The organism is Streptomyces sp. NPDC088116, assembly GCF_044741745.1.
GTDB lineage: Bacteria > Actinomycetota > Actinomycetes > Streptomycetales > Streptomycetaceae > Streptomyces.
Window position 1 is genome coordinate 757,345 of the sequence record NZ_JBIUTF010000004.1, and the last position, 26,596, is coordinate 783,940.

21 protein-coding genes are annotated in these 26,596 nt (G+C 69.8%); 4 read left to right on the plus strand and 17 right to left on the minus strand.

The genetic code is table 11. The annotated features are described in order from the left end of the window. Positions 1 to 1,350, minus strand: coding sequence for an ABC transporter substrate-binding protein (locus tag ACIOJD_RS20230; protein WP_401915303.1), 1,350 nt, complete (start codon positions 1,348 to 1,350; stop codon positions 1 to 3). A gap of 224 nt (positions 1,351 to 1,574) precedes the next feature. Next, complete coding sequence (locus ACIOJD_RS20235; protein ID WP_401915305.1) at positions 1,575 to 2,585, minus strand: LacI family DNA-binding transcriptional regulator; 1,011 nt, start codon at positions 2,583 to 2,585, stop codon at positions 1,575 to 1,577. 167 nt (positions 2,586 to 2,752) lie between these two features. Here ACIOJD_RS20235 and ACIOJD_RS20240 point away from each other — a divergent pair, with 167 nt between their 5' ends. Further along, positions 2,753 to 4,579 carry an ATP-binding protein gene (locus ACIOJD_RS20240; RefSeq protein WP_401915308.1) on the plus strand — a complete coding sequence of 609 codons (1,827 nt, stop codon included), beginning with the start codon at positions 2,753 to 2,755 and terminating at the stop codon, positions 4,577 to 4,579. Then, positions 4,576 to 5,253, plus strand: coding sequence for a response regulator (locus ACIOJD_RS20245; RefSeq protein ID WP_401884336.1), 678 nt, complete (start codon positions 4,576 to 4,578; stop codon positions 5,251 to 5,253). Before ACIOJD_RS20240 ends, ACIOJD_RS20245 begins: the two co-directional genes overlap by 4 nt. Before the next feature lie 103 nt (positions 5,254 to 5,356). Here the strand turns inward: ACIOJD_RS20245 and ACIOJD_RS20250 are convergent, their stop codons facing one another. From ACIOJD_RS20250 to ACIOJD_RS20260, 3 genes are all read right to left on the minus strand, one after another. Further along, entirely contained in the window at positions 5,357 to 6,949 is a 1,593-nt protein-coding gene (locus ACIOJD_RS20250; RefSeq protein ID WP_401915578.1) for a cation acetate symporter, read from the minus strand. Beyond that, positions 6,946 to 7,491: a DUF485 domain-containing protein gene (locus ACIOJD_RS20255; RefSeq protein ID WP_401915311.1), complete on the minus strand. Its 546-nt coding sequence runs from the start codon at positions 7,489 to 7,491 to the stop codon at positions 6,946 to 6,948. The genes ACIOJD_RS20250 and ACIOJD_RS20255 overlap by 4 nt, the downstream gene beginning before the upstream one ends. Before the next feature lie 209 nt (positions 7,492 to 7,700). Further along, positions 7,701 to 9,827 (minus strand): type IIA DNA topoisomerase subunit B, encoded by a 2,127-nt coding sequence (locus ACIOJD_RS20260; RefSeq protein WP_401915313.1) that lies wholly within the window; start codon positions 9,825 to 9,827, stop codon positions 7,701 to 7,703. A gap of 448 nt (positions 9,828 to 10,275) precedes the next feature. On the opposite strand from ACIOJD_RS20260, the gene ACIOJD_RS20265 reads away from it, so the two are divergent. Further along, positions 10,276 to 10,506 carry a hypothetical protein gene (locus tag ACIOJD_RS20265; RefSeq protein ID WP_401884342.1) on the plus strand — a complete coding sequence of 77 codons (231 nt, stop codon included), beginning with the start codon at positions 10,276 to 10,278 and terminating at the stop codon, positions 10,504 to 10,506. Positions 10,507 to 10,592: 86 nt separating this feature from the next. Here ACIOJD_RS20265 and ACIOJD_RS20270 read toward each other — a convergent pair whose 3' ends face one another. The 7 genes from ACIOJD_RS20270 to ACIOJD_RS20300 all read right to left on the minus strand — a co-directional run bounded on the left by ACIOJD_RS20270 (position 10,593) and on the right by ACIOJD_RS20300 (position 21,260). Beyond that, positions 10,593 to 11,441, minus strand: a complete 849-nt coding sequence (locus ACIOJD_RS20270) for a S1 family peptidase (protein WP_401915316.1) — start codon at positions 11,439 to 11,441, stop codon at positions 10,593 to 10,595. A 216-nt stretch (positions 11,442 to 11,657) separates the two neighbouring features. Next, a complete protein-coding gene (locus ACIOJD_RS20275; RefSeq protein ID WP_401915318.1) occupies positions 11,658 to 13,208 on the minus strand; it encodes an RNA polymerase sigma factor in 1,551 nt (516 codons plus the stop codon). 340 nt (positions 13,209 to 13,548) lie between these two features. Continuing rightward, on the minus strand, positions 13,549 to 14,436 hold the full coding sequence (locus ACIOJD_RS20280) for a FadR/GntR family transcriptional regulator (protein ID WP_401915320.1): 888 nt from the start codon (positions 14,434 to 14,436) through the stop codon (positions 13,549 to 13,551). Positions 14,437 to 14,596: 160 nt separating this feature from the next. Next, a complete protein-coding gene (locus ACIOJD_RS20285; RefSeq protein ID WP_401915323.1) occupies positions 14,597 to 16,375 on the minus strand; it encodes an ATP-binding cassette domain-containing protein in 1,779 nt (592 codons plus the stop codon). A gap of 234 nt (positions 16,376 to 16,609) precedes the next feature. Then, a complete protein-coding gene (locus ACIOJD_RS20290; protein WP_401915326.1) occupies positions 16,610 to 17,374 on the minus strand; it encodes an NUDIX domain-containing protein in 765 nt (254 codons plus the stop codon). Positions 17,375 to 17,556: 182 nt separating this feature from the next. Continuing rightward, positions 17,557 to 18,831 carry a DUF4192 domain-containing protein gene (locus ACIOJD_RS20295; protein WP_401915329.1) on the minus strand — a complete coding sequence of 425 codons (1,275 nt, stop codon included), beginning with the start codon at positions 18,829 to 18,831 and terminating at the stop codon, positions 17,557 to 17,559. 269 nt (positions 18,832 to 19,100) lie between these two features. Continuing rightward, positions 19,101 to 21,260: a RecQ family ATP-dependent DNA helicase gene (locus ACIOJD_RS20300; protein WP_401915332.1), complete on the minus strand. Its 2,160-nt coding sequence runs from the start codon at positions 21,258 to 21,260 to the stop codon at positions 19,101 to 19,103. Positions 21,261 to 21,689: 429 nt separating this feature from the next. On the opposite strand from ACIOJD_RS20300, the gene ACIOJD_RS20305 reads away from it, so the two are divergent. Further along, a complete protein-coding gene (locus tag ACIOJD_RS20305) occupies positions 21,690 to 22,319 on the plus strand; it encodes a hypothetical protein (RefSeq protein WP_401915335.1) in 630 nt (209 codons plus the stop codon). 123 nt (positions 22,320 to 22,442) lie between these two features. Here the strand turns inward: ACIOJD_RS20305 and ACIOJD_RS20310 are convergent, their stop codons facing one another. From ACIOJD_RS20310 to ACIOJD_RS20330, 5 genes are all read right to left on the minus strand, one after another. Next, a complete protein-coding gene (locus tag ACIOJD_RS20310; RefSeq protein ID WP_401915338.1) occupies positions 22,443 to 23,081 on the minus strand; it encodes a hypothetical protein in 639 nt (212 codons plus the stop codon). 118 nt (positions 23,082 to 23,199) lie between these two features. Beyond that, the gene (locus tag ACIOJD_RS20315) at positions 23,200 to 23,910 is read right to left on the minus strand and encodes a ribonuclease HII (RefSeq protein WP_401915341.1); all 711 of its coding nucleotides are present in this window, start codon (positions 23,908 to 23,910) and stop codon (positions 23,200 to 23,202) included. Between the two features lie 226 nt (positions 23,911 to 24,136). Next, entirely contained in the window at positions 24,137 to 25,003 is an 867-nt protein-coding gene (locus ACIOJD_RS20320; RefSeq protein ID WP_401915581.1) for an ADP-ribosylglycohydrolase family protein, read from the minus strand. A 111-nt stretch (positions 25,004 to 25,114) separates the two neighbouring features. After that, positions 25,115 to 25,777 carry a histidine phosphatase family protein gene (locus ACIOJD_RS20325; RefSeq protein ID WP_401915344.1) on the minus strand — a complete coding sequence of 221 codons (663 nt, stop codon included), beginning with the start codon at positions 25,775 to 25,777 and terminating at the stop codon, positions 25,115 to 25,117. Positions 25,778 to 25,810: 33 nt separating this feature from the next. Continuing rightward, the gene (locus ACIOJD_RS20330) at positions 25,811 to 26,416 is read right to left on the minus strand and encodes a YdbC family protein (protein ID WP_401915347.1); all 606 of its coding nucleotides are present in this window, start codon (positions 26,414 to 26,416) and stop codon (positions 25,811 to 25,813) included. Positions 26,417 to 26,596: the final 180 nt, after the last annotated feature.

Here is a 26,596-nt window from a genome sequence, read left to right on the forward strand (position 1 = left end):
TCAGCCTCGGGCCAGGATTCCGTCGATCTTGGACTGCGCGTCCTTCAGGAGCCGGTCGATATCGGCGTCCTGCCTGGTGAGGACCGAGGAGACCGCTCCGTCGAGGACCGAGTAGATCTGCTGCGCCTTCGGCGGCTCCAGCTTCGCCGTGAGTTGCCGACTGCCGTCGAGGAAGGCCTGGTAGTTCCCGACCGGGACATTGGCGTAACGCTTCTTCAGCGCCTGGTCCTTGGCGTCCGTGGCGCCGGTCCACAGCCGGGGCTCGGGAAGTCCGACCGGAGCTTTCACCTCGGAGGCACGCCGCCAGTTGTTGAGGCCGGTACCGGGGGCGTTGGTCTGGAACTCCAGCCACTTCAGGCCGGCTTCGATCTGCTGCGGGGATGCCTTCCTGCTGAACATGTAGCCGTCGCCACCGAGGAGTGTGCCCTTGCCGCCCGGCATCGGGGCGAGCGCCAGGTCCTCGTACGAGCCGCCCTTCTCCTTGACCAGGATCGGCACGTTGTCCGGGGCGGCGAGGTACATGCCGAGTTTGCCGGAACCCATCATCTGCTGGACGTCGTTGAGGATCAGCAACTGCTTGCTGCCCATGGAGTCGTCGCTCCAGCGCATGTCCTTGAGGTTCTGGAGGACCGCCTTCCCCTCGGGGCTGTCGACCTTCGCCTTCTTGCCGTCCGCACTGACGACATCGCCGCCCTGTGAGTACATCTCGGCGGTGAAGTGCCAGCCGCCCTGGTTCTGCGCGCTGTAGTCGGCGTATCCGACCCGGCCTTCGCCGAGGTCCGCGATCTTCTTGGCGGCGGCGCGGACTTCTGCCCAGGTGGCCGGGGGCTTGTCGGGGTCGAGACCGGCCAGCCGGAAGAGCTTCCTGTTGTAGAGGAGGCCCATGGAGTAGTTGGTGCGCGGGACTCCGTAGACCTTGCCGTCGACGGTGTAGACGTCCCGGAGCGACTGATGGATGTCGTTGTAGCCCTTCATCTCCTTCACGTACGAGGTGATGTCCGCCGCCTGGTTGATGTCGACGACATGCCTGGCGTCCGTGAAGTACGTGTAGAAGACGTCTTCCATCTGGCCGCCTGCGAGCTTCGCGTCGAAGGTCTTGGGGTCCTGGCAGGGGAACGCGTCATGGCCGACGATGTCGATGTCCGGGTGCGTCTTCTCGAACGCCTTGATGTCGGCCTCGAAGCTTTGCCGGTCGATCTTGGCGCTCTTCGGCGGCATGCAGTTCACGGTGATACGCGTCTTGCCCCCGGCGGCGTCCTCGTTGCCCGAGCCGCACGCGGCCACTGCGGTGAGGGCCAGCGCGGAGGCCATGGCTGCGGTACAGGTGCGGCGGAACCCAGAACGTCTCATCGGCGGGACCCCTCTAGGGCAGAGCGTCGGGAAACCCACAGCTGCTCGCTGTGCGGCGGCGCTCACTCAACCATCAACCAGGGGACGGCAGCAATATGTCGCGCCAAAATTGCAAATAGTTGACAGCATTCCGAGGAGAGAGGAGGGAGGGAGAGGAGGGAGGGAAAGGGCGAGCGAGAGCGGAATGGAGGAGAAGTCCGCACGTGTCCGTACGGTCTTCTCCGTCAGCCGCGCGGCGCCTGCGCGGTCGAGCCCCGTACCACCAGCTCCGGCTCGAACAGCAGCTCGCCGGGCGGCACCGCACTCCCCTGGATCTGAGCGGTCAGCATGTCGACGGCCGCCCGCCCCATGGCCTCGATGGGCTGGCGGACCGTGGTCAGCGGCGGCTCGGTGCAGTTCATGAAGGCGGAGTCGTCGAAGCCGACGACCGACACCTCGCCCGGTACTCCGAGCCCACGCCGGCGCGCGGCCCGTACCGCACCCAGGGCCAGCGGGTCACTGGCGCAGATGATCCCCGTGGCACCCCGCTCCAGCAGGCGCGACGCGGCGGCCTGCCCGCCCTCCAGGGAGAACATGGTCCGCTCGATGCGCTCGTCCGGCAGCTCCACACCGGCCGCCCCAGCCACCGCGAGCGCCGCCGCGAGCTTGCGCCGGGACGGCACATGGTCGGACGGGCCGAGCACCAGTCCGATGCGCTCGTGGCCGAGCGAGGACAGATGACGCCACGCCTGCTCGACCGCGACGGCGTCGTCGCAGGAGATACAGGGGAAGTCGAGGTTCTCGATCGGCGCGTTGATCAGGACGACCGGGATCCTGCGTTCGGCAAGCTGCCGGTAATGGTCGTGCGGGGCGTCCGCCTGCGCGAACAGGCCACCGGCGAAGACCACGCCGGACACCTGCTGCTGAAGCAGCAACTCCACGTAATCCGCCTCGGAGACGCCGCCCTTGGTCTGGGTGCAGAGCACGGGAGTGAGGCCCTGCTGGGCCAGCGCCCCGCCGATCACCTCGGCGAACGCCGGGAAGATGGGGTTCTGGAGCTCCGGCAGCACCAGGCCGACAAGCCTGGCGCGCTCGCCGCGCAGCTGCGTCGGCCGCTCGTAGCCGAGCACGTCCAGCGCGGTCAGCACCGACTGCCGGGTGGCCTGCGAGACTCCGGGCTTGCCGTTGAGCACCCGGCTGACCGTGGCCTCGCTGACCCCAACCTTCTTCGCCACCTGAGCAAGTCGTCGCGTCATATACGCAAGAGTATCGCAAGTAACGCAAGCTACTTGCTTATCTACGCAAGGCATCCGACAAGCACGCCTCTGCCATGCGGCGACGCCCGGCGGCCCCAGGGATCCCCGATCTTCCCGTGACGGGGAAAGTTCCAGAAAGGGGGCTCGGCCATCTACCGTTCGTACACATGAGTGCCGGACCGAGCACCTCGGGCAGACGACGGCGATTCGGCTGGCCACGCCGGGTCTTCTCCCAGGTGCTGTTGATGCAGATCGCCATCGCCGCGGGAGTCGCCGTACTGGCCACCGGGCTCTTCCTCGCGCCCTTCAGCGACGAACTGGACGACCAGGCGATGAGCCGCGCCCTCGCGATCGCCGAGACCACCGCGACGCCCCAGGTCGCCCGTGACCTCCGGACTTCCCGGCCCACGGCCGACGGCCCCGTACAGGCCGAGGCCGACCGCATCCGCCGCGCCACCGGCGCCGAGTACGTGGTGATCATGGACAGGCGGGGCGTGCGCTGGTCGCACACCGAACCAGGACAGATCGGCCAGGTCGTCTCCACCGACCCCAGCGAGGCCCTCGCCGGCAAGCACGTCATGGAGCTCGACAGCGGCACGCTCGGCCGCTCCGCGCGTGGCAAGGTCCCGCTGCGCGACGACACCGGAAAGATCGTCGGGGCCGTCTCGGTGGGCATCGCCTACGACAGCGTCCGAGACCGCCTGCTCGCCTCGATCCCCGAACTGCTCGCCTATGCGGGCGGGGCACTGGCCGTCGGGGCGCTCGCCGCGTACCTGATCTCCAGGCGGCTTCAGCGGCAGACCCATGACCTGGCCTTCTCCGACATCTCGGCGCTGCTCACCGAACGTGAGGCCATGCTGCACAGTCTGCGGGAAGGGGTCGTCGCACTGGACGGCGCCGGCCGGATCCGGCTGATGAACGACGAGGCGCAGCGGCTGCTGGGGCTCGGTCCCGACGCCATCGGGCAGCCGCTCGACATGGTGCTCGGCGACGGGCGCACCACCGAGGTGCTGACCGGGCGGGTGCTGGGTGAGGATCTGCTGACCGTGCGGGGCAGCCGCGTCCTGGTCGCCAACCGGATGCCGACCGACGACGGCGGCGCCGTTGTCACGCTTCGCGACCGTACGGAGCTGGAACGGCTCGGCCGGGAGCTGGACGCGACCCGCGGGCTGATCGACGCCCTGCGCGCCCAGGACCATGAGCACGCCAACCGGATGCATACGCTCCTCGGGCTGCTGGAACTGGACATGCACGAGGAAGCCGTGGAGTTCGTCACCGAGGTCGTCGGAGTGCACCGGGCCACCGCCGAGCAGATCACCGAGCGGATCCACGATCCGCTGCCGGCCGCGCTGCTGGTCGGCAAGGCCACGGTCGCCGCGGAGCGGGGCGTCTCGCTGCGGCTCTCCCCCGGCTCCCTGCTGCCGGACCGGCTGGTGGATCCGCAGGGCCTGGTCACAGTCGTCGGCAATCTCGTCGACAACGCGCTGGACGCGGCGGCCGGCTCCGCGGACCCGCGGATCGAGGTGGAGCTGCGCGCCGAGGGCCGTACGGTCGTCCTCGTGGTCTCCGACAGTGGTCCCGGTGTCGCGGTGGACCGGCGCGAACTGGTCTTCACCGAGGGCTGGTCGACCAAGGAACCACCGGCTCACGGCAGGCGCGGCCTCGGCCTGGCGATGGTGCGCAGGCTGGCCGAGCGGCAGGGCGGCAGCGTACGGGTCGGCGCGTCGGCGGACGGTGGCGCCGAGTTCACGGTCGTGCTCCCGGAGGCGCTGACCGAAGCGAGCAGACCGGAGGGACCGGACCGACCGGAGGGGTCCGAGGGGCCGTCCGAACCGGGCCGGCCCGAAGGACCGGACGGGATCATGGATCCCGGCGATCCCTGTGCGCGGGACACCCCGCACGGGCAGGACTCGCACGAGAACGACTCGCACGAGCAGGACCCGCACGGGCAGAACACCCCGCACGAGCGGGCCACGGCAGGGGAGAAACAATGATCGACGTACTGGTCGTGGACGACGACGTCCGGGTCGCGGAGATCAACACGGCGTATGTGGCGAAGGTGGCCGGCTTCCGGGTGGTGGCGCAGGCCCACTCGGCCGCCGAGGCGATCACCCGTATCTCCGAGCAGTCCATCGATCTCGTCCTGCTCGACCACTATCTGCCGGACGAGAACGGGATCGCGGTGGTGCAGGAGCTGCGCCGGCTCGGCCACCAGACCGACGTGATCATGGTGACGGCGGCGCGTGATGTCGCCACCGTCCAGGCCGCGATGCGCCAGGGCGCACTCCAGTACCTGGTCAAGCCGTTCAATTTCGCCGGACTGCGCACCAAGCTGGAGGCGTACGCGCGGCTGCGCCGCACCCTGGAAGGCGGCGGCGAGGCGGAGCAGTCGGAGGTGGACCGGATGTTCGGGGCGCTGTCCGCCGCGACCGCCCCGGCCCTTCCCAAGGGCCACTCCCCCACCACGGCGGAACTGGTACGCCAGGTCCTGCTGGCCGCCGACGGTCCGCTCTCGGCGCACGAGATCGCGGAGCGGGCGGGGATGAGCCGGCAGACCGCACAGCGCTATCTGAAGCTGCTGGAGCAGACCGGGCGGGTGCGGCTCACGCTCCGGTACGGCGAGACGGGCCGCCCGGAACACCGCTACGCGTGGGCTGCGAGCGTCTGACCCCCGCCCCGAACCCGGCGAAGGACCCCGGCCCGTGATGCCCCCGCCCCCGCCTCTGGCCCTGGCCCTGGCCCTGGCCCTGGCCCTGGCCCTGGCGAGCGTCTCAGACCGCCCCCGCGCCCGTCAGTGACCGGACCTCCGTCTCCGCGTGCTTCGCCTCGTCGGGCGGCTCCGAGGAGGCGACCGTACCGGCCCAGCCCGCGAGGAAGCCCAGAGGGACGGACACCAGACCGGGATTGTCCAGGGGGAAGACATGGAAGTCGACCCCGGGGAAGATCGCCGTCGGGCCCCCCGAGACCACGGGCGAGAGCACCACCAGCACGACGGCCGGAATCAGCCCTCCGTACACCGACCAGACCGCGCCGCGCGTGGTGAAGTTCCGCCAGAACAGCGAGTACAGCAGTACGGGCAGGTTGGCGGACGCGGCGACCGCGAAAGCGAGGCCGACCAGGAAGGCGACGTTCAGATCCTGGGCCAGCAGGCCGAGCGCGATGGCGACCGCGCCGATGCCCGTCGCGGCCACCCGCGCCACGGCGACCTCGCTTCGCGGCGTGGCGCGTTCGCGCCTGAGCGAGGCGTACAGATCGTGCGCGACGGAGGCCGAGGAGGCCAGCGTGATGCCCGCGACGACAGCGAGGATCGTGGCGAAGGCGACGGCCGCGACCACCGCGAACAGGATCGTTCCGCCCGTCGATCCGGCCCCGCCGCCGAGATCGACGGCGAGCAGCGCTACCGCCGTGTTCCCGGCCGCGTTCGAGGTGCGCACCGCGTCGGAGCCGACCAGCGCCGCCGCACCGAAACCCAGCACGATCGTCATCAGATAGAAGCTTCCGATCAGTCCGATGGACCAGACGACCGAGCGGCGGGCGGCGCGGGCGGTCGGCACGGTGTAGAAGCGGGACAGGATGTGCGGCAGCCCCGCCGTGCCGAGTACGAGGGCCAGCCCCAGGCTGATGAAGTCCAGGCGCGCGGTCCAGTCACCGCCGTACCTCAGACCGGGCGCGAGGAACCTCGCGCCGTGGCCGCTGTGTGCCACGGCGGTGTTGAGCAGGTCGTTGACATCGAAACGGAAGCGGACCAGGACGAGTACGGTCAGCGCGACCGAACCGGCCATCAGCACAACGGCCTTGACGATCTGGATCCAGGTGGTGGCGCGCATCCCCCCGAGCGAGACATAGACGACCATCAGCGCGCCCACACCGATCACCGTCCAGGCGCGCGTCACTTCGCTCGTGCCGCCGAGCAGCAGCGCGACCAGGCTCCCCGCACCGACCATCTGCGCCACCAGATAGAGCACGGAGACGGTGACCGAGGACGTGCCGACGGCGATCCGGACCGGCCGTTCCCGCATCCTGGCCGCGACCACATCGGCGAGGGTGAACCGCCCGCAGTTGCGGACGAGTTCGGCGACCAGGAGCAGCACGACCAGCCAGCCGACGAGGAAACCGACCGAGTAGAGCATGCCGTCGTACCCGAAGAGGGCGATCACACCCGAGATGCCGAGAAAGGAAGCGGCGGACATGTAGTCGCCGGCGATGGCGAAACCGTTCTCCATGGGGGAGAAGAGACGTCCGCCCGCGTAGAACTCCTCAGCGGAGCCATGCCTGTTGCGCCCCACCCAGGTAGTGATCCCGAGAGTGACCGCGACAAACGCGCTGAATAGCAGCAGCGCCAGGGTCTGATGGCCGCCGTTCACCGGTCGGTCGCCCCGCTCCCCCACGTCGTCTCCTGGTCCAGCCCCCGGCCGGGTACCCGTTCCTGGGCCCGCCTCCGGTCGAACACGGTCCAGCGCAATTCAAGCGCCGCGCGGTCCCTGTGCAGCCGGGCATGGCGTCCGTACGCCCAGGTCAGCAGGAAGGTGGAGAGGAACTGGCCGAGGCCCGCCAGCATCGCCGCATTCACCGCCCCCGCGACCGGCCGGGCCATGAACCCCGGCGCCGCCGTCGCCGCGACGACGTACGCGAGGTACCAGACCAGGAAAGCGATCGAAGCGGGAACGACGAACCGCCGGTAGCGACCGCGCACCTCCTGGAACGCGGCGCTGCGCTGGACCTCCGCGTAGATGTCGGCGGCCCCGGGCGTCTCGACAACCACGTTCGTATCGACGGCCGTTCGGGTATCGGCGGTTGTCGCGGACGAGCCCGTACCGGCCGGCTCACCCCAGTCCGAGGCCAGCGCGTCGTACCACGGGTCGTCGAGCCGCACCGCTGCGGCGTCGCGCCCTTCCTGCTTCTCCACCGGTCAACTCTCCTTGTCGGCGAACCGTTTCGGCCGCGTAGACGAGAAGCATGGGCGGAGTGTGAAGATCCTTGGTTCCGCTCTCCCCGGACTTCACCCCTTCAGGTGACGGTTGTCCCGGGAGGCGGGATGAGCCCCGTTGACAGGCGTAGCGCGTACGGCCTCCACCCGTGGGTGAAGGCCGTACGTCCGGACGTCCGGGACAGGTCTCAGGCGTCGATGCGCGAACGGTCCAGGGTCGCCGCGGAGCTGGTGATGAACTCCTTGCGCGGCGCCACTTCATTGCCCATCAGCAGGTCGAAGATCTGCTCGGACGATTCGAGGTCACCGATGTTGATCCGCCGCAGGGTGCGGTGGCGCGGGTCCATCGTGGTCTCCGCCAGCTGGTCGGCGTCCATCTCGCCGAGACCCTTGTACCGCTGGATGGAGTCCTTGAACCGGATGTTCTTGCGCTGGTACTCCAGCAGCGTCTGCCGCAGCTCGTTGTCCGAGTACGTGTACACGTACTTGTCCTGGCCCTTCTTGGGCTGCACCAGCTCGATCCGGTGGAGCGGCGGTACGGCGGCGAAGACCCGGCCCGCCTCCACCATCGGCCGCATGTAGCGCTGGAAGAGCGTGAGCAGCAGGATGCGGATGTGAGCCCCGTCGACATCGGCGTCGACCAGGAGCACGATCTTTCCGTAGCGGGCGGCGTCGATGTCGAAGGTCCGGCCCGAGCCCGCCCCTATGACCTGGATGATCGCCCCGCACTCGGCGTTCTTGAGCATGTCCGACACGGAGGCCTTCTGGACATTGAGGATCTTGCCGCGGATCGGGAGCAGCGCCTGGAACTCGCTGTTCCGGGCCAGTTTGGCCGTACCGAGCGCGGAGTCCCCCTCCACGATGAACAGCTCACTGCGGTCCACGTCGTCACTGCGGCAGTCGGCCAGCTTGGCCGGCAGCGAGGAGGACTCCAGGGCCGTCTTCCTGCGCTGCGCCTCCTTGTGCTGGCGGGCCGCGATGCGCGTACGGGCGGCGGCGACGGCCTTCTCCAGGACGGCGCGGGCCTGTGCCTTGGCATCGCGCTTCGTCGAGGTCAGGAAGGCCTTGAGCTCCTTGGCGACGACATTGGAGACGATGCGGTTGGCCGCGGACGTACCGAGGACCTCCTTGGTCTGGCCCTCGAACTGCGGCTCGGCGAGCCGCACGGTGACCACGGCGGTCAGGCCCTCCAGGGCGTCGTCCTTGACGACGTCGTCCTCGGCGACGCGCAGCATCTTGGCCGAGCGCAGCACCTCGTTGACCGTCTTGGTCAGAGAACGCTCGAATCCGCTCACATGGGTGCCGCCCTTGGGGGTGGCGATGATGTTCACGAAGGATTTGACGGAGGTGTCGTACCCGGTGCCCCAGCGCAGGGCGACATCGACACCGAGTTCGCGGGTGACCTCTGTGGGAGTCATGTGCCCGCGGTCGTCCAGGACCGGCACGGTCTCCTTGAAGGTGCCGCTTCCGGTGAGCCGCAGCACGTCGCAGACGGCCTTGTCCTGCGCCAGGTACTCGCAGAACTCGCTGATGCCGCCGTCGAAGCGGAAGGTCTCCTCGACCGTGCCGTTGCCCTCGCTCTCACCGGCGGCCCGCTCGTCCCTGACGACGATGGTCAGGCCGGGGACGAGGAAGGCGGTCTGGCGGGCGCGCTGGTGGAGCGTGTCCAGGGAGAGCCTGGCGTCCTTGAGGAAGATCTGCCGGTCGGCCCAGTACCGGACACGCGTGCCGGTGCGCGTCTTGGGCACCCGCTTGCCCTTGAGCGGCCCGTTCGCCGGGTCGAAGGGGGCGTCGGGGCCCTGCTCGGTGAACATTCCGGGGACACCGCGCCGGAAGCTGATCGAGTGGGTGGCGCTGTTACGGTCCACCTCGACGTCCAGCCGGGCGGAGAGGGCGTTGACGACGGAGGCGCCCACGCCGTGCAGACCGCCCGACGCGGCGTACGAGCCGCCGCCGAACTTTCCGCCGGCGTGCAGCTTGGTCATCACGACCTCGATACCGGAGAGGCCGGTCTTGGGCTCGACATCGACCGGAATACCCCGGCCGTTGTCCTTGACCTCGACCGAGCCGTCCTCGTGGAGGATCACCTCGATGTGGTCGCAGTAGCCACCCAGGGCCTCGTCGACGGAGTTGTCGATGATCTCCCAGAGGCAGTGCATCAGGCCGCGGCTGTCGGTCGAGCCGATGTACATTCCGGGGCGCTTGCGGACCGCTTCGAGCCCCTCAAGGACGAGCAGGTGCCGCGCGGTGTAGTTGGAACCGTCACGGTCTGCGGTCAACAGCGCACTGGACGGCACGGACGTATCGGCGGTCACGCGGTTCGCTCCTCGCTGAATTTGGGATGGGGCCCCGTGGGGTAAGGGCCCGGCGTCTGTCACCGGTCAGAGGGTACAGAGGCCTGGTAGAGCCGTTGTCACGCCACCCACGTGAATTCTCATGCTAGTCGAAGGTCGTATAGGTGTTCGATCCCTCGGGGGAGTGACGCACACATCACGTTCCCTTCCAGGCATGAACCATTTAGGCTCCGGGCACGTCCTCATCAACAACCGGCAAGCCAGCCGGTGAGGACAGGCCCCCAAGACAAGCAACGCGAAACCCGTAGAGCAGAGCCCAGCGCAGCAATACGGCCCATTCGCCGCCAACCGCCAGCAGCCAGCCGGCTCGGAAAAGAAGTTTCGAGAAAAAGCCGTGAGCGGGAACGTTTTCGGCCTGGTTGGATGTTGACCCTGGTACGACAGCTCGTCGAGCTAGAGAAGAGGCGACGTGACTACTGTTCTGACCCCCGCGAGCCCGCTGACGGCGGCTGACCGCTGCGACCGCTGCGGCGCCCAGGCTTATCTGCGCGTCGTCCTGTCCAGCGGTGGTGACCTGCTCTTCTGCGCCCACCACGGTCGCAAGTTCGAGCCAGAACTCAAGAAGATCGCCGCGGAAATACAGGATGAGACCGACCGACTGACGGCCGTACCGGCCGGCGGCGGTGAAGAGGAGCACTGACACCTCGCATCCACGACGAGCCAGGGGCCGGTCCCGTACCGGCCGACGGGCGACCACCCGCACCGCGGAGTGGCCGCCCGTTCTCGTCATCGTGGGGCGTGCGCCCCGACCGCCTCCGCGACCGGCCCCACGGCCATGCTGATCCGGGTGTAGACCCCCGGACTGTCCGCGCGTCCGCAGCCGCTCCCCCAGGAGACCAGCCCGATCAGCCGTCCCTGGGCCACCAGCGGCCCGCCGCTGTCTCCCTGGCATGCGTCATGCCTGCCCTCGGGATCGCCCGCACAGAGCATCGTGGAGGCCTCGTAGCGGCCCGCTGAGCCGCCCGAGTACGCCCGCTCGCAGTGGGAGTCCGCCAGGACCGACACACGCGCGGAGCGCAGCGCACCGGCGTAGTCCCCCTCCCCCGTGGTGTCGCCCCAGCCGTAGACCGTCGCGTCGGCGCCCGGCTCGGACGCGGGATCCCCTGCCTCCGCCGGGCCGATCGCGTACCCCTTGGGCAGTGCCCGCGACAGCGTCAGTACGGCCAGATCCGATGCGTTGGTGCCCGGATCGTACGCGGGGTGCACGCGGACGGACCGCACTGCGACCTCGCGCCCGCCGCTGCCGCGCAGCCGGTCACGGCCCGCGATGACCAGCAGGTCAGTGACTTTTTCGGGAGCCGCTCCGAGGACGTCCCGGCCCATGCAGTGCGCGGCGGTCAGCACTTTCGTCGGCGCCACCACCACGCCTCCGCAGAACTGACCCGCGCGTGTACCGCCGAACCGGTCACGGCTGGACAGGGCCACCACCCAGGGACTGTCCGCGGCCCGCACCGGCTCACCACCGACGATCACACGGTCGGCGGCGGCGGGAACGGGCGCGAGAAGCGGCAGAACGGCCCCCGCCGCGACCACGGCCAGCCCTCCCGCCAGTACTCGGGCAAAGGAACGGCGCATACAGGCTCCTGACTCTCCGGTTGGCAATGATTCACCCAGAGTCATCCAAACGGTCGGCGCCCGCACCCGGCGCACAGAGGAAGGCCCGGGTGCACGGTGGCATCCGGGCCTTCCTCTGTGCTTCCGTACGCCCCCGGAGCGGGCCGGGGAAACCCCGGCGCGTCCCGCGGACGGCGCTGCTTTCGCCTTACTTTCGCAACACGTCCTGGTCGAGTCCTAGTCGAGGTAGTCGCGCAGGACCTGCGAACGCGACGGGTGGCGCAGCTTCGACATGGTCTTCGACTCGATCTGACGGATACGCTCACGCGTCACGCCGTAGACCTTGCCGATCTCGTCCAGCGTCTTGGGCTGGCCGTCGGTGAGACCGAAGCGCATGGAGACCACGCCCGCCTCACGCTCGGAGAGCGTGTCGAGCACCGAGTGCAGCTGCTCCTGGAGGAGCGTGAAGCTCACGGCATCGGCCGGGACGACCGCCTCGGAGTCCTCGATGAGGTCTCCGAACTCGCTGTCGCCGTCCTCGCCCAGCGGGGTGTGCAGCGAGATCGGCTCACGGCCGTATTTCTGGACCTCGATGACCTTCTCGGGGGTCATGTCGAGTTCCTTGGCCAACTCCTCCGGGGTGGGCTCACGGCCCAGGTCCTGGAGCATCTGGCGCTGCACGCGCGCGAGCTTGTTGATGACCTCGACCATGTGCACCGGGATACGGATGGTGCGGGCCTGGTCGGCCATGGCGCGGGTGATCGCCTGACGGATCCACCAGGTGGCGTACGTGGAGAACTTGTAGCCCTTGGTGTAGTCGAACTTCTCGACCGCGCGGATCAGACCGAGGTTGCCCTCCTGGATCAGGTCCAGGAAGAGCATGCCGCGCCCGGTGTAGCGCTTGGCCAGCGAGACGACCAGACGGAGGTTGGCCTCCAGCAGGTGGTTCTTGGCGCGGCGGCCGTCCTCGGCGATGATCTCCAGCTCGCGTTTGAGCTTGGGCGCGAGCTTGTCCGAGTTGGACAGCTTGTCCTCGGCGAAGAGACCGGCCTCGATGCGCTTGGCGAGCTCGACCTCCTGCTCGGCGTTGAGGAGCGGGACCTTGCCGATCTGCTTCAGGTAGTCCTTGACCGGGTCGGCGGTGGCACCGGCGACGGCGACCTGCTGGGCCGGCGCGTCGTCCTCGTCGTCGTCGGAGAGGACGAAGCCCTTGTTCTCGCCCTCGGGCTCCTCCTCGTCACCCTTGACGCCCTGGACCTCGTCCGCCGGCTCTTCGCCTTCGATGATCTCGTCGGCGTCCTTCTTGCCCACGGTCTTCTTGGCCGTCGCCTTCTTGGCGACCGTCTTCTTGACCGCCGCCTTCTTGGCGACGGTCTTCTTCGCGGCCGCCTTCTTCGCGGGCGCGACGGAATCGTCGGCCGCGGCGTCCACGGTCTCTGCCGTCGGAGCGGCCGTGGCGGCCGCGACGGTCTTGGTCGTGGTCGTCTTGGCCGCGACAGTCTTGGTGGCGGTGCGCTTTACCGGGCTCTTCGCTGCGACGCTCTTGCGGGTGCGCTTCGGCGACTCCGCGGCACTGACCATCAGCGTCACACCCTCTTCCTCGAGGATCTGGTTGAGGCTGCGCAGAACATTCTTCCACTGGGTTGGCGGAATCTGGTCGGCCTCGAAGGCTCGACGCACGTCATCGCCGGCGATCTGCCCATCAGCCTTTCCCCGCTCGATGAGCGCCATCACAGACTCGGACTCGGCGATCTCCGGCGGGAGCGTACGGGATGTGCTGGCCGACACGAACAACCTCTCGGAACGATGGAAACGGCTTCCGGCTCCGCCCATGATCGGGCCTGAGCCGACGACCGGCGGCTGGGGATGTCGCCGACGGCGCGGGTTGGACCTCGGGGATGAATACAGCGCCACGTGCGGCGGTCGTATTCCCTCCTCGGCTGTCACCTCTTAGGTCATCGCACTGCCTCGAAGAGTGTTACGCCCAATCCACGTGGCCCGAGTCACACCCCATATGCGGCAAAGCCTACAGAGTGGGCCCTAAAGGCCCACAATCGTGTCGCCGGACCCGGCGGGCCCGGCGACACACGATGCGTACATCCCCGTACGCCCTGACATGGGACAGCGTTCAGTGCTCGCGCGGTGCGGGGACGACGCGCTCCACTTCCGGCTGCACGGTGAGCAATTGACGCATGGCCGATTCCGCGGCGGGCGCGTCGCCCGTGGCAAGGGCGTCGACGATCCGTGCATGGTGGGCCAGCGAGGCATCGGTGGGACGGTCGCATCCGGTGACCGGACCGCCGGAGACCTGGAGGGCCGCCGAGACGATCCCCGAAAGGTGCTCCAGCATGCGATTGCCCGCGAGCTGGATCAGCAGGGAGTGATATTCGACGTCCGCCCTCGCAAAGGTGATCGCGTCACCCTGCGTAAGGGCATGCCCCATGATCCCCACCATGTCCGAAAGTCGCTGCTGAGCGTCCGCCCGGCCATGGCCGGCGGCCAGGCGCGCGGCGAGGGGCTCGATCGTCCAGCGCAGCTCGCTCAGCTCGCGGCGCTGGTCGTCGCGCTGCGGCCCGAAAGCACGCCATTCGATGATGTCCGGGTCCAGCAGATTCCAGTCGCTCACCGGACGGACCCGGGTACCGACATTGGGCCGGGCACTCACGAGGCCCTTGGCCTCGAGCACCCGCAACGACTCCCGCACCACCGTGCGGGAGACCTCGAAGCGCTGACCGATCTCCTCGGGCACGAGCGGCCGGTCGGCACCCAGGTCTCCGGAGACGATCATCTGACCGAGCTGTTGGACGAGTTGGCCGTGGAGCCCGCGGCCACGGCTGCTTGTCGTACGCCGCCCCACCCGGCCCAGATCGGTGTCTGCGCCGTCCCAGACGGGGGCGGCCATGCGGTCGGCGACGGGCGCCTCCGCGAAGGGGTAGCGGTCGAGTTCGCCCGAGTCGGCGAGGCCGTTCTCGACGGAGCGGGCGGCGGTCATCATGGTGTGCGCAAGGGTACTCACGCATCCTTTGTCGGCGTTGCTTCCATCACCCTTGAGGTCTTTGGTGAAAAGCACACGAAAGGGTGATCGGCGCTCACCCCTCGATTGACGCCTTATCGGAAAGAAGCGGGCTTTTTCAGGGGAGTTGCGGACAGGATGGCACGCTCCGGTCGTTCCCCGGTCACCAACGAGCCCTACGGCGAAGGCCGGTGAACAGATATGCGCAGAGCAGGACCGACAGTGACAACGTCAGGGCCGCGGCGACCGGTTGGGCGACGAGTCTGGCCGTGGCCAGCAGCCAGCGATCGGCCTGATGGGGCCACTCCAGCCAGGCCAGCTCGCGGAGCCTGCCCGGGAGTCCGACGACCGAACGCGCGGACGGACCGGCAAGCCCCTTCTGCAGAAGGGGTACGACCAGGGTCGGTACGGCGACGACCGCGGCCATTCCGGCGACGGTGATCCGGAAGACCCCGGCGCCCAGCAGCCCGGCCCAGGCGCAACCGATGGCGAGCCCGGCCCAACCTGCTGTCAGCTCGGACCAGTTGGCCGGTACGGGGACGGCGGCGGCACCGTACACAAGACGCAGCGCGGCGGCGTCCGCCGCCACCGCCAGGAGCGCGAGCAGCAGGGCCGCGCCCGCCGTCACGGTGAGCTTGGCGAGCAGGAGGCCGAGGCGACGAGGAACCGTTCCCCGCGCCCCGGCGAGAGCGGGATAACGGAACTCGTCGCCGAACGAGAGCGCGCCGAGCAGTCCCGCACCGAGGGCAGCGGGCGGCAGGGGCAGGAGCGCGGGCCAGGCAGCGAGCAGTTCGGGCAGCGGGGTCCTGCCGGTACGGGCGAGGGGCACGGCGAGAGCCACCGAGGCGATCAGGACGGCGGCCACGACCAGTGACGTCACGGGGACGCCGAGCATGCGGCGGAGTTCGTAACGCACCGGCCAGTACGGGCTGCTGACCGGACGCGACAAGGGCGGCGACGCGAGCGGCCTCCGGTCGTGGGCCATTGCCCGGACCGGCCGGGGCTTCGCCTCGGGAGCCGCGGCTGGGGCGGGCACGAGGCCAGGCGCGGGCGCCTGCGCGCAGACGGGGCCGGCATCGCCGACCTCATCGGCGAGTTGATGGACCAGCACGCCGTGCCGGAAGGCGGTTTCGCCGATCTCCGGGCAGCTGCTGCCGTAGACCGTGAGCCTGCTGCCCGCCTCGGCGACCACTTCGACGGAGCGCCTGCCCGCCCTGGCCTCGCGGCTCAGCGCGTCGGCGAGGCGTGCGGCGTGTGGCGTCCTGACCGCGACGCGGGGGCGCAGCCTGGTCCGGGCAAACTCGAATCCGTCCTGGTCGGCGACGAGGCGGCCCGCGTCGATGGTGACGACATGGTCGGCGGTCCTGGCGGCCTCCTTGGGATCGGTGGTGGTGTACAGGACTGTGCCGCCATGATCGGCATGGGTACGCAGCAGCCCGAACAGCCAGCTGTTCTCGCGGGACGAGAGCCCCGCGGAGGGTGCGTCGAGCAGGAGAGTGTGCGGGTCGCCCAACAGCGCGGCGGCGAGCCCGAGTCTGCGGTCCATACCGGCCGAGAGCGCACCGAGGCGCTCACCGCGGATACTGCTCAGGCCCACGATGTCGAGGAGTTCGTCGGCGCGGGCGGCGGGGACGCCCGCGGCTGCGCAGAGCATCCGGAGCTGCCCCCGGGCGGTGCGCGCGGGATGGCCGGGCACATCGCCGAGGAGCACCCCGATCTCGCGGGCCGGATGGGAGAGACGATGGAGTTGGCGGCCACGGAAGTACGTGACACCACGGCCGGGTTCGAGTTCGAGCATCAGCCGGAGCACGGTGGTCTTGCCCGCGCCCTCGGCACCGAGCAGCGCCGTGACAGAACCCGGCCGGGCCTCGAAGGTCAGATCGTCCACGGCGGGTGTGAGGTCTCGACGGGGGGTGCTGGTCAGTCCGATGGCCTGGAGCATCGCTTCTCTCGCGGGGAGGTGAGACCGCTCGGCGGCCGGGCGGGTACCGCAGCAAGATAACGCGACATGTCGGACTTGCAAGGGAGGGTCGGACGTCTGGGTGTTGGATGTCCGGACGTCCCGAGTGCTTCCGGCCTTCTGATTCTTCGGTCCCGCCGATCCTTCCGGCCTTCTGATTCCTCCAATTCCTCCGGTGCTTCCGGCGTCGGGGAGTTCGTCCGGCGTGGAGACCGGTCAGACCTCGGGCCGCAGCATCGGCGGATTGAGCACGGTCGCCCCGCCCGCCCGGAACAACTGGGCGGGCCGGCCGCCCTGCCGGGTGGTGGTCCCCCCGGACGGAACCAGAAATCCCGGAGTGCCCGTCACCTTGCGGTGGAAGTTACGGGGATCGAGTACCACGCCCCACACCGCCTCGTACACCCTGCGCAGTTCACCGACGGTGAACTCGGACGGGCAGAAGGCCGTGGCGAGCGAGGAGTACTCGATCTTGGACCGGGCCCGCTCCACCCCGTCCGCGAGGATCCGCGCATGGTCGAACGCGAGCGGGGCGGGCTGCTCGTCCTCCCTGGCGAAACCGCCCTCCTGATGGAGCAGGTCCACGACGGAGGCCCAGCGGGCACTGTTCGCGTCGCCTCCCGCCCGGGGCGCGGGAAGGTCGGGCGAGAGCGCCAGATGAGCCACGCTGACCACCCGCATCCGGGGATCGCGCCCGGGATCTCCGTAGGTGGCGAGCTGTTCGAGGTGGGCCGCGTTCCCCGGCGCCGGGGAACGCGGATCGTGCGCGCAGAGTCCGGTCTCCTCGGTGAGCTCACGCGCGGCCGCGCCGGCGAGATCCTCGTCGCCCCGGACGAAGCCGCCGGGCAGCGCCCACCGCCCCTGGAACGGTGGCTCCCCCCGTCGTACGACCAGCGCGCAGAGCGCGTGGCGGCGCACGGTCAGCACGACCAGATCGACGGTGACAGCAAAAGCCGGGTAGGCCGACGGGTCGTAGGGCGACATGCCGTGATCATAGTCGTCTGCCTGACGATAAACACTCCTTCCGTCATCCTCGCCATCCACTTCTCGGCCATCGTCGTGATCTTCGCGCGCCGGTCCGCCGACCCGGATTCCCCGTGGGTCCCGCGCCCCGGTCGGGGTGGGCGGGTCGGCCGTCCGTTACGCGAGTGACCGGGGCACGGACGTCATCGCCCGCTCCTGGTGCCGCGCCGGCCGGTCCGCCGGACGCCCCGATCGCGCGCGGCCGTCGTACCGGGGCGCGGCACTTTCGGCGGCAGGGCCTTGCGGCCTGTGGGCGGGCGCACCGCGCGGGGCTTGGGCCGCCCGCCCGGTTCCCGGGCGCCACGCTCCTTGCGCAGACAGTGGCGCAGCGTCTCGGGGTCCAGTCCTTCGTTGCAGGCCTGGTGGAGCAGCTGAGCGAAGACGTACTGAGGGTCGAGCCGCAGGGCGAGTCCCAGGGCAACCCGGGCACTGGGCTCGTCACCCGTGGACCAGGCCACCCAGCCGGCCAGGGTCAGCGGAGCCGTGGCGTGCTCCGCGTACGGGCCGACGCAGCGCCGTGAAAGGGCACGCCACAGCCGTAACGCCGGTGCCGCCACCGGGCCTTCCATCCACTCCGCCGCGCGATCCCGTGTCTCCCTGTCCTGGAGGCCGAGGATGACGGCGGCCGCCTCGTCATGGCCGATGAGCCGGTCGTCCTCGGTGTCCGTGTCGGGGTCGCCCGCGCCCGATGCGTCACCCAGCCGTTTGATGAGCTCGCGCGCGAGCCGCAGGGTCTCCCTGCCGACCTGCTCCCGGCTTCCGCCGGCCAGGATCCTGGGCACGAGGGCGGCTCCCGCGTCGTCCAGGGCCCGCGCCTGCTCGTCCGCGGCCGGGCTCCGCCAGGGCTCCAGCCGTGCCTCCATCTCCCGTAGCGATCCCCGCACCCGGACACCCGCGTAGGTGGCAGCCGCGGCCATCACCGACGTCCCGGCCATGGCCAGCCCGGTCCCCTCCGGCGGACAGCAGCGGACGTCGGGACAGCAGTAGGACCAGAATCGGCCGTCGGAGATACAGAGCACTTCATGCACGGGCACGTCGAGACTCCCGCACGCGGTGCGCAGCCGCTGCGCGAGCGGACGCAGCCGCTCCATCACCTGTCGGCCCGTCTCCCCGTCCGCCGGGTCCTGGCAGAGGAAGGCGACGATGCCGTCGGGCCGGGAGCCGCGCCTCTCGCTCCCTTCGATCAGACACTCGGCGAGTTGCTCGGCCACCGGTGGCCACTCCCGCGGCGAACTCGGGATTCCCAGCCTGAGCCGCCCGCCGAAACGTCCTCGGTCGCCGTGGAGCGCGACCATGACGACGGAGTCGGTGGGGTGGAACCCGAGCAAGTACGGGAGAGCGTCGGCGAGTTCCGCGGGACTGCGCAGGGTGATCTGCTGCTCGTCGGCGGATCCGGTCGGTTCGTGATGCTTGTTCATGACTCGACCGTCCCGCGCCGAGACCGATCCCGCGACCCCTGTGGATAACGTTATCCACAGGTCGACGGCCGTCTTCACGCATTGTCGGAGCCATCGGCTTGCATGGGGGCATGACCAACGAAGACCGCGCCGGGACTCCGGGCATCGACCGACATTCGTCCTCGCCCGCCTCGGGTTCCCTCCGTCAATCGGTGAACGGCATCCGCGCCGACCACCATGGCTTACGGCCCCATGGTGTCCGCGCGGCGACGCCCCCGCGGGACCCGCGCTCAGCCGGCCGCGGCGAGGACCAACGGAAGCACCCGTTCGCTCCCTGCCTGACGGAGCAGTCGGGCAGCGACCGCGAGGGTCCAGCCGGAGTCGGTGGAGTCGTCCACGAGCAGTACGGGCCCGGGAGAGGCGGCCAGGGCGGCTGCCAGTTCCTCTGGGACGGTGAAGGTGCCGGACAGTGCCTTGAGGCGTTGGGCGGAGTTGCTGCGTCGTGCCGCGTGGGCGCCGCTCGGCCCGGTGTACGTCAGTGTGCCCAGGAAGGGGAGGCGGCCGACGGCCGCGATTCCCTGGGCGAGGGAACCGACCAATTGCGGGCGGGCCAGGGACGGTACGGCGACGACTCCTACCGGCCGGGCAGAGGCATCTGGGGCATTCGTCGCCCAGCCCCCCGGAGAGCGGGCCCAGTCGGCGAGCACCGCCACCGCGGCTTGCAGGACATCGTCGGGGACTGGCCCGTCGGGCGCGTTGTCGGCCAGCAGTGGGCGCAGTCGGTTGCCCCAGCCGATGTCCGAGAGCCGTCCCAGGGCGCGCCCGGTGGAGCACTGGTCCTTGGCCGGGATACGCCCCTTGAGGTCGATGCCCAGTGCGGGCATCCCGGTCGGCCACATCCGGCGGGGCTCGATCTCCACTCCCGGGCGGTCCAGTTCCTTCGTCGCACCTGTCAGCGTCTCCGCCGAGACCGCGGAATCGGTCCAGGCTCCCGCGCAGTTGTCGCAACGGCCGCAGGGGGCCGCACCCTCGTCGTCCAACTGCCGCCGCAGGAACTCCATCCGGCACTGGGACGTGCTCACGTAATCGCGCATGGCCTGCTGCTCGGCCGCCCGCTGCCGCGCCACCCACGCGTAGCGTTCAGCCTCGTACACCCACTCGGCTCCCGTGGCCGTCCAGCCGCCTTTCACGCGCTTGACCGCGCCGTCGACGTCCAGCACCTTCAGCATCGACTCCAGTCGGCTGCGCCGGAGATCCACCGCCGCCTCCAGAGCCGGTACGGACAGCGCCCGACCCGCGTCCGTGAGAGCCGAGAGGGTCTGGCGGACCTGTGTCTCGGGCGGGAAAGCGGTATCGGCGAAGTAACGCCAGATCGCCTCGTCCTCCTTGCCCGGCAGCAGCAGCACATCGGCGTGGGCCACACCGCGCCCCGCACGGCCCACCTGCTGGTAGTAGGCGATCGGCGAGGACGGCGAGCCGAGATGCACCACGAAGCCCAGGTCCGGCTTGTCGTAGCCCATGCCCAGCGCCGAAGTGGCGACCAGCGCCTTGACCTTGTTCTCCTGCAGGTCGATCTCGGCCTGCAGCCGGTCGGCGTTCTCCGTCTTTCCCGTGTACGAGGCCACGCGGAAGCCGCGCTGCCGCAGAAAGGCGGTGGCCTCCTCGGCCGCGGCGACAGTGAGGGTGTAGATGATCCCGGAGCCCGGCAACTCGTCCAGGTGCTCGGCGAGCCAGGCCAGGCGGTGCGCGGCATCCGGCAGTTGGACCACTCCAAGCCGCAGGCTTTCCCGCTCCAGCGGGCCGCGCAGCACCAGGGCCTCGCCGGCGCCGGTACCCAACTGCTCGGCCACATCGGCGGTGACGCGCGCGTTGGCGGTCGCGGTGGTGGCCAGCACCGGCACACCGGCGGGAAGCTCGGCCAGCATCGCCCGCAACCGGCGGTAGTCCGGCCGGAAGTCATGACCCCAGTCGGAAATGCAGTGCGCCTCGTCCACCACGAGCAGACCGGTCGTGGCCGCGAGCTTGGGCAGCACCTGATCGCGAAAGTCCACGGAGTTGAGGCGTTCCGGACTGACGAGGAGAACGTCGGTCTCGCCGCGCTCGACCTCCTCGTAGATGGTGTCCCACTCCTCCGGGTTGGCCGAGTTGATGGTGCGCGCCCGGATACCGGCGCGCGCCGCCGACTCGACCTGGTTGCGCATCAGCGCCAGCAGCGGAGAGATGATCACCGTCGGGCCGGAGCCACGGCGCCGCAGCAGGGCGGTGGCGACGAAGTACACCGCCGACTTGCCCCAGCCGGTCCGCTGCACCACCAGCGCACGTCGGCGCTCCCGCACCAGAGCCGCCACCGCCTGCCACTGGTCCTCCCGCAGCCGCGCCGAACCGCCGGGGGCACCGACGAGCTCAGCGAGGATGGCATCGGCTTCAGCGCGGAGCTCCAGGTTGTCCATGTCTCCATGCAACCCGATAGCACTGACAATAAGCTACTTCACTCAACGTCACCGCAGGTCGCGGACAGTTCGCCGGCCACGCGCCGAGCCGCGCACGGAGATGGCCGACCGGGCTCGCCGTGGCCGGTCGCAGTCGTCGCCGCGACCTCGTGCGGCCGGCCCCAACTCGAGCGCAGCGGGGATGTTTCCCCTGGTCCTTGGCGTTCAGGCGTGACACGAGGCATCAGCCGAGCCCTTTTGGGCAGGGATATGAGTGTCATATCCGCGCATTCCGCCCGACCACGTCAATTGCTCGTTGCCGCACGCCCGTACGGCAGCGAGAATTGGAACTGCCCCCGCACGGTCCGACAATGGTCCGCGAAGGCTGTGCCGCGGCGCGCCCCCATCCGACCTTGCCCGCACTGTGGGCGCGTATGCGAAGGGAGGACCGTGACCTTCGGATTCGCTCCGTCCGCAGCCACTTCGATCACTACCCCGGCCGACTCCGTCAGCCACCTCGCCAGGATGCTCGAACCCGCCGAATGGGCGGCCGCGGGCATACCGCTGCTGCGCGATCCCCGCGAAGTCGTCAGCGGTCTGCACAGCCGGCACCGGCCGGCACCGGGGACCGCCGTGGTGGCCGTACTCGATCATGAGGAACGGCTCTCCGCCAGCGCCTCCTTCGTCCCGCGTGCGGTGCCGGTGGACGGCTGGGAGTTCCGTAACGCGCTGCTGGCACATCTGCGCCGCGTCGTCCCGCACGATCTGCGCCGCCGCACGCCCGTACGCACAGCGGTGCTGCTCTACTGCCGCGACGGCGACGAACGCTGGACGCAGGAGGACGGGGCCTGGATGTGGGGGCTTCGGGACGCGTGCACCCTGCACGGACTGCGGTGCGGCGCGTACATCACGCTCACGCGCGGTGGCTGGCAGGTGCTGGGGGAAGGCCGCGGGGGCCGTCGTCCCAGTTCCTCGTCCCCGCCCGCGACTCTGTCGGAGACGGTGGCCGACACCGACCCGTCACCGCTGCGCAGTGGTGGCGGCGCGGTGGAGGTACTGCGCCGCACGGCCGCCCGGTGAGCGGCTGAACAGCCGGAGGACCACAGCGGCCCGGCCACCCCCCTGAGGGGCAGCCGGGTCACGGCCGGGATCCGACGCACACACGCTTTCGCATGTGCGACTGCCCTATGGCTGTCGCACGGTTCAGACGCCCGCGCCGAGCACGGCGTCGACCCGCTCGGAGTCACCGCACACGACAAGCAGCGTGGCGGCCCGCTCCCGGGCCAGGGGCAGTGCGCGGGCGACGGCGTCGTCGTCGCCGCCGTTGACGACGACGACCACGATGGGCCGGGACCGCGCACGGGCGACAGCGTCGGCGTCGGCGAAGAACACATCGTCGCCGGCGTCGTGCTGAGCCCAGTACGCGCTCTCGCCGAAGGACAGCTCATGGGCCGCCCAGGGGTGCTGCTCACCGGTGGTGAGCACCAGGATGTCGCCCGGCGCCCGGCCCGCGTCGAGCAGCAGGTCGATCGCCTCATCGGCGGCGTCGAGCGCCCCGTCCGCCGAAGCCGGGATCAGCTGTATCTGAGGGACGGGAGGAGTGGTGGACCGGGGAGCCTGGGGCTTCCCGGCGGGGCTCTGCGAGCGCTGCGCCGGCGGCGCGGGCCTCGCGGGACCGGGACCCGGACGACCGGGACGCGGTGCTGACGCGGAGCGCGGCCCGGGGACGGGGCGCGGACCGGGTACAGGACGAGGGGTCGGCGCGGTACGGCCGGTGGCCGGCGCGGCGCTGGGACCCTGGGCTCTCTCGTGAATCTGAGGCTCCTGAGGGATGAGAGGCATGACTGACTGTCTATCAAACACCGGTGCGAAAAGCATCGGCGGGTGGGCGCCTTCGCGCCCTCGCCCGCGCCCGGGGGCGGACAGGCGGAGGTCATCGGGGATCCAGGGGTCGGACGGGTCAGAAATCGAAGCCGAGCTGGCCCCCGCTTTCCATCTCGGCGGCCTCCGGGGAGACGCGGACCTTCTTGAGGTGCCGCCACTGGGGCAGCGCGTCGAGATAGGACCACGAGAGCCGGTGATGCGCTGTCGGTCCCCACTCCTTGAGCGCCGCCTTGTGCACCGGCGAGGGATAGCCGGCATTGGCGCCGAAGGCGAACGGAACGTACTCCTCGGTGTCCACGCCCAGTTGGGCCATCATCGCGTCCCTGCGCACCTTGGCGAGCACCGAGGCGGCCGCCACCGAAACGCAGGACTGGTCGCCCTTGATGACCGTACGCACCTGCCAGGGCTCCCCGAGATAGTCGTGCTTGCCGTCCAGGATCACCGCGTCGGGCCGTACCGGCAGCGCCTCCAGGGCACGTACGGCGGCGAGTCTGAGCGCCGCTGTCATCCCGAGGATGTCGATCTCCTCCGGGGAGGCGTGCCCGAGAGCGTACGAGGTGACCCACCCCTCAAGCTCACCGGCCAGCTCCGTACGGCGCTTGGGGCTGATCAGCTTGGAGTCGGTGAGCCCCGCCGGGGGTCTGCGCAGTCCGGTGACGGCGGCGCAGACCGTGACCGGACCGGCCCACGCTCCGCGCCCGACTTCGTCGACACCGGCAATGATTCTGGCGTCGGTAGTAGCACGGAGCGAGCGCTCGACGGTGTGCGTGGGTGGTTCGTACGGCATGGCATCAGCAAGGTTACGCCGCCCGGACGCGGCCCGACAGACCGGGTACCGGCGCTCTCTCACACCGGCCCGATCGGTCGTCCCGGCCGCTCTCCTTTTCAGCGGATGATCTGTTGAGAAGGAGAGCGGCTGAGCCGCAGAACAGTTCAGCCGGAGAACAGTTGAACCGAGGAGCCGTTGAGCTTCTGAACCGTTGAGCCTCTGAAGGGCTGAACCGATCAGCTGGCTACGGAGCAGTCGTCGGCAGCCAGTCCGGCAGCGCTTCCGTCCGCTCCAGCCAGTGCGCCGGCGGCGCCCCTGCCTCGGACGCGGCGACCACTCCCCCGGCGATGGCACAGGTCGTGTCGACATCGCCACCCACCCGGGCCGTGGCCCAGAAGCCCCGCTCGAAGTCACCGAGCGCACGCGCCGCCGACCAGAGAGCGAACGGCACGGTGTCGTGCGCGCTGGTCCGGCGCCCGCAGCCGAGCACGGCGGCGACCGTGCCCGCGTCGTCGTAGTCGAGCATGTCCCCCGCCCGCCGCAGCCCGGCACCCACCGCGCTGCTCGGCACCAGCGCCAGGACTCCCTCGATCAAGGCCTCGGGAGTGGGCGGCCCCGCCGGGGCCGCGACCAGGGCGGCGGCCGCCGCCACGGCCATGGCGCCCACCACGGCCTCGCGGTGCTGATGGGTGGTGTACGCGGAGATCTCTGCCTGGTGCGTTGCCTGCTCCGGATCGGAGGCGTACCAGGCGCCGAGCGGTGCGATCCGCATCGCGGCTCCGTTGCCCCAGGAGCCCTGGCCGTTGAAGAGCCCGGCGGCCAGCTCACGCCAGTCGCCACCCTCCCGGATCAGCCGGAGCATCCGGTTCACGGCGGGGCCGTAGCCCCGGTCGAAGTCATGGCGCTCGGAGAAGGAAGACGCGAGCGCGTCCTGATCGATACGCCCGTGCGCGGCCAGTACGGCCACGACCGACGCGGCCATCTCGGTGTCGTCGGTCCACTGCCAGGGGACGGGCGGCAGCTCTCGGCGCTTCAGCAGCGGATAATTCGACGGTACGAAGAACTGGGAGCCCAGGGCGTCCCCCACGGCCAGTCCGCGCAGGCTGGCCATGGCACGTTCGAAACGACGGTCGACCTCTCGGTCGGGGTTTCGATCGAGCGTCCGGTCGACTGCCTGGAGATACCGGTCAGGTGTGGAGTCAGCGGTCATCGCCTTATCAGCTTATCCGGTACGGCCGTACGGCTCGGGGGTACGCCAGCGCTCGAACGGTCTGTCCAGGGTGTACCGGCCGTCCGGACCGAGCAGCAGAGTCCGTGTCTCCGCGTTGCCGGGATTCGACAGCGATTCGAACTCCGCGACCGACCAGTGGAACCACCGCATGCAGAACAGCCGCATGGTCAGTCCGTGGGTCACGATCAGTACGTTCTCCGGAGAGTCGGGCGCCTGGAAGCTCCGGTGCAGCGACTCCAGAAACGCGCCGACCCGGTCGTACACGTCCGCGCCCGACTCCCCCTGCGCGAAGCGGTAGAAGAAGTGCCCGTACGCGTCGCGGTAGGCCTTCTGGAGCCGTACGTCCTCCCGGTCCTGCCAGTTGCCCCAGTCCTGCTCGCGCAGCCGCGGCTCCTCCCGTATCCGTACGAGATCCGGGTCGAGGCCGAAGGCGCGGAACGTCTCATGGGTGCGGCGGTACGGGGACACGAAGACGCTGACCGGCTCACGGTCGAACAGCTCGCGCAGCCGTACCCCGGTCTCCTCGGCCTGCCGGTAGCCGGTCTTCGTGAGCCCCAGGGCGTGGTCGGGTTCCCGCTCGTACACCGTGTCGTCTGCGTTCCCTTCCGACTCGCCGTGCCGGACAAGGACAATGCGCCGCGGTCGTGCTGCCATGCCACGACCCTAGAACAGTTCGGAAGAACGGTTTCAGACCGTCCAGGACGGTTCAAGATCGACGACTGCCCCGGCCAGCGCCGCCACATCCGCGGCGGTCTGGGCTCGTAGGGTCAGCCGCTCCACCCGTTCGACCCGGTACTTTCCGTGCTCGGCGGCAGACTGCCACATCGACAAGACGATGAACTCGTTTCCCGGCGCCTCACCGAACAGCCCGCGCACCATCCCGGGCGACCCCGCCATCGCGGGATTCCACACCTTCTCCTGCATCAGCGCGAAGTGCTCGACCCGGTCCTCACGCACTTTGCAGTGCGCGACCCTGACCACATCCGCGTCGGTGAACCGCGGCTCGAAGCCGGTCTTCACATCGAAGCGGTAGTCGAACAGCTTGACCTGACTGTCCTTGAACGTCCCCGACTGCGAGGCGGCCAGCCGGTCGTGGGAGCGGGCCATGAACGAGTCGTAGAACGCACGGCTCTCCCAGAACGTGAAAACATGCGCCACGCCCGGCCTCGCCCTGCTCCATCCCCCGCTCTGCCCCCGGAATCCCGGCTCACCGAGCAACCCCGCCCATTTCCGCTGTCCGCGTTCGAACCCTCGACGGTCGACCACGGTGCAGCGAATCCACTTGACCAGCACCGCGCCATCGTACGGCGCCCGACCTGGCGCCGGTCACGCTCCAACAGCCCGGATCAGCCCCGGATCAGCCCGCACGATGATCGCCACGACGGCACCGAACGCGTCACGGGCCAAGGCGACTATCGGCCAAGGTGACATCAACTGGGGCGACCACGGAGCGTGTTGTCGGTGCTCCGGTCT

Coding starts and splice junctions, on each gene's coding strand:
- ACIOJD_RS20310 (WP_401915338.1), bottom strand. CDS start 23,081: ATGCCTCTCATCCCTCAGGAGCCTCAGATTCACGAGAGAGCCCAGGGT.
- ACIOJD_RS20300 (WP_401915332.1), bottom strand. CDS start 21,260: ATGGACAACCTGGAGCTCCGCGCTGAAGCCGATGCCATCCTCGCTGAG.
- ACIOJD_RS20235 (WP_401915305.1), bottom strand. CDS start 2,585: ATGACGCGACGACTTGCTCAGGTGGCGAAGAAGGTTGGGGTCAGCGAG.
- ACIOJD_RS20270 (WP_401915316.1), bottom strand. CDS start 11,441: ATGCGCCGTTCCTTTGCCCGAGTACTGGCGGGAGGGCTGGCCGTGGTC.
- ACIOJD_RS20295 (WP_401915329.1), bottom strand. CDS start 18,831: ATGAACAAGCATCACGAACCGACCGGATCCGCCGACGAGCAGCAGATC.
- ACIOJD_RS20240 (WP_401915308.1), top strand. CDS start 2,753: ATGAGTGCCGGACCGAGCACCTCGGGCAGACGACGGCGATTCGGCTGG.
- ACIOJD_RS20315 (WP_401915341.1), bottom strand. CDS start 23,910: ATGCCGTACGAACCACCCACGCACACCGTCGAGCGCTCGCTCCGTGCT.
- ACIOJD_RS20320 (WP_401915581.1), bottom strand. CDS start 25,003: ATGGCCAGCCTGCGCGGACTGGCCGTGGGGGACGCCCTGGGCTCCCAG.
- ACIOJD_RS20245 (WP_401884336.1), top strand. CDS start 4,576: ATGATCGACGTACTGGTCGTGGACGACGACGTCCGGGTCGCGGAGATC.
- ACIOJD_RS20290 (WP_401915326.1), bottom strand. CDS start 17,374: ATGTCGCCCTACGACCCGTCGGCCTACCCGGCTTTTGCTGTCACCGTC.
- ACIOJD_RS20325 (WP_401915344.1), bottom strand. CDS start 25,777: ATGGCAGCACGACCGCGGCGCATTGTCCTTGTCCGGCACGGCGAGTCG.
- ACIOJD_RS20285 (WP_401915323.1), bottom strand. CDS start 16,375: ATGCTCCAGGCCATCGGACTGACCAGCACCCCCCGTCGAGACCTCACA.
- ACIOJD_RS20230 (WP_401915303.1), bottom strand. CDS start 1,350: ATGAGACGTTCTGGGTTCCGCCGCACCTGTACCGCAGCCATGGCCTCC.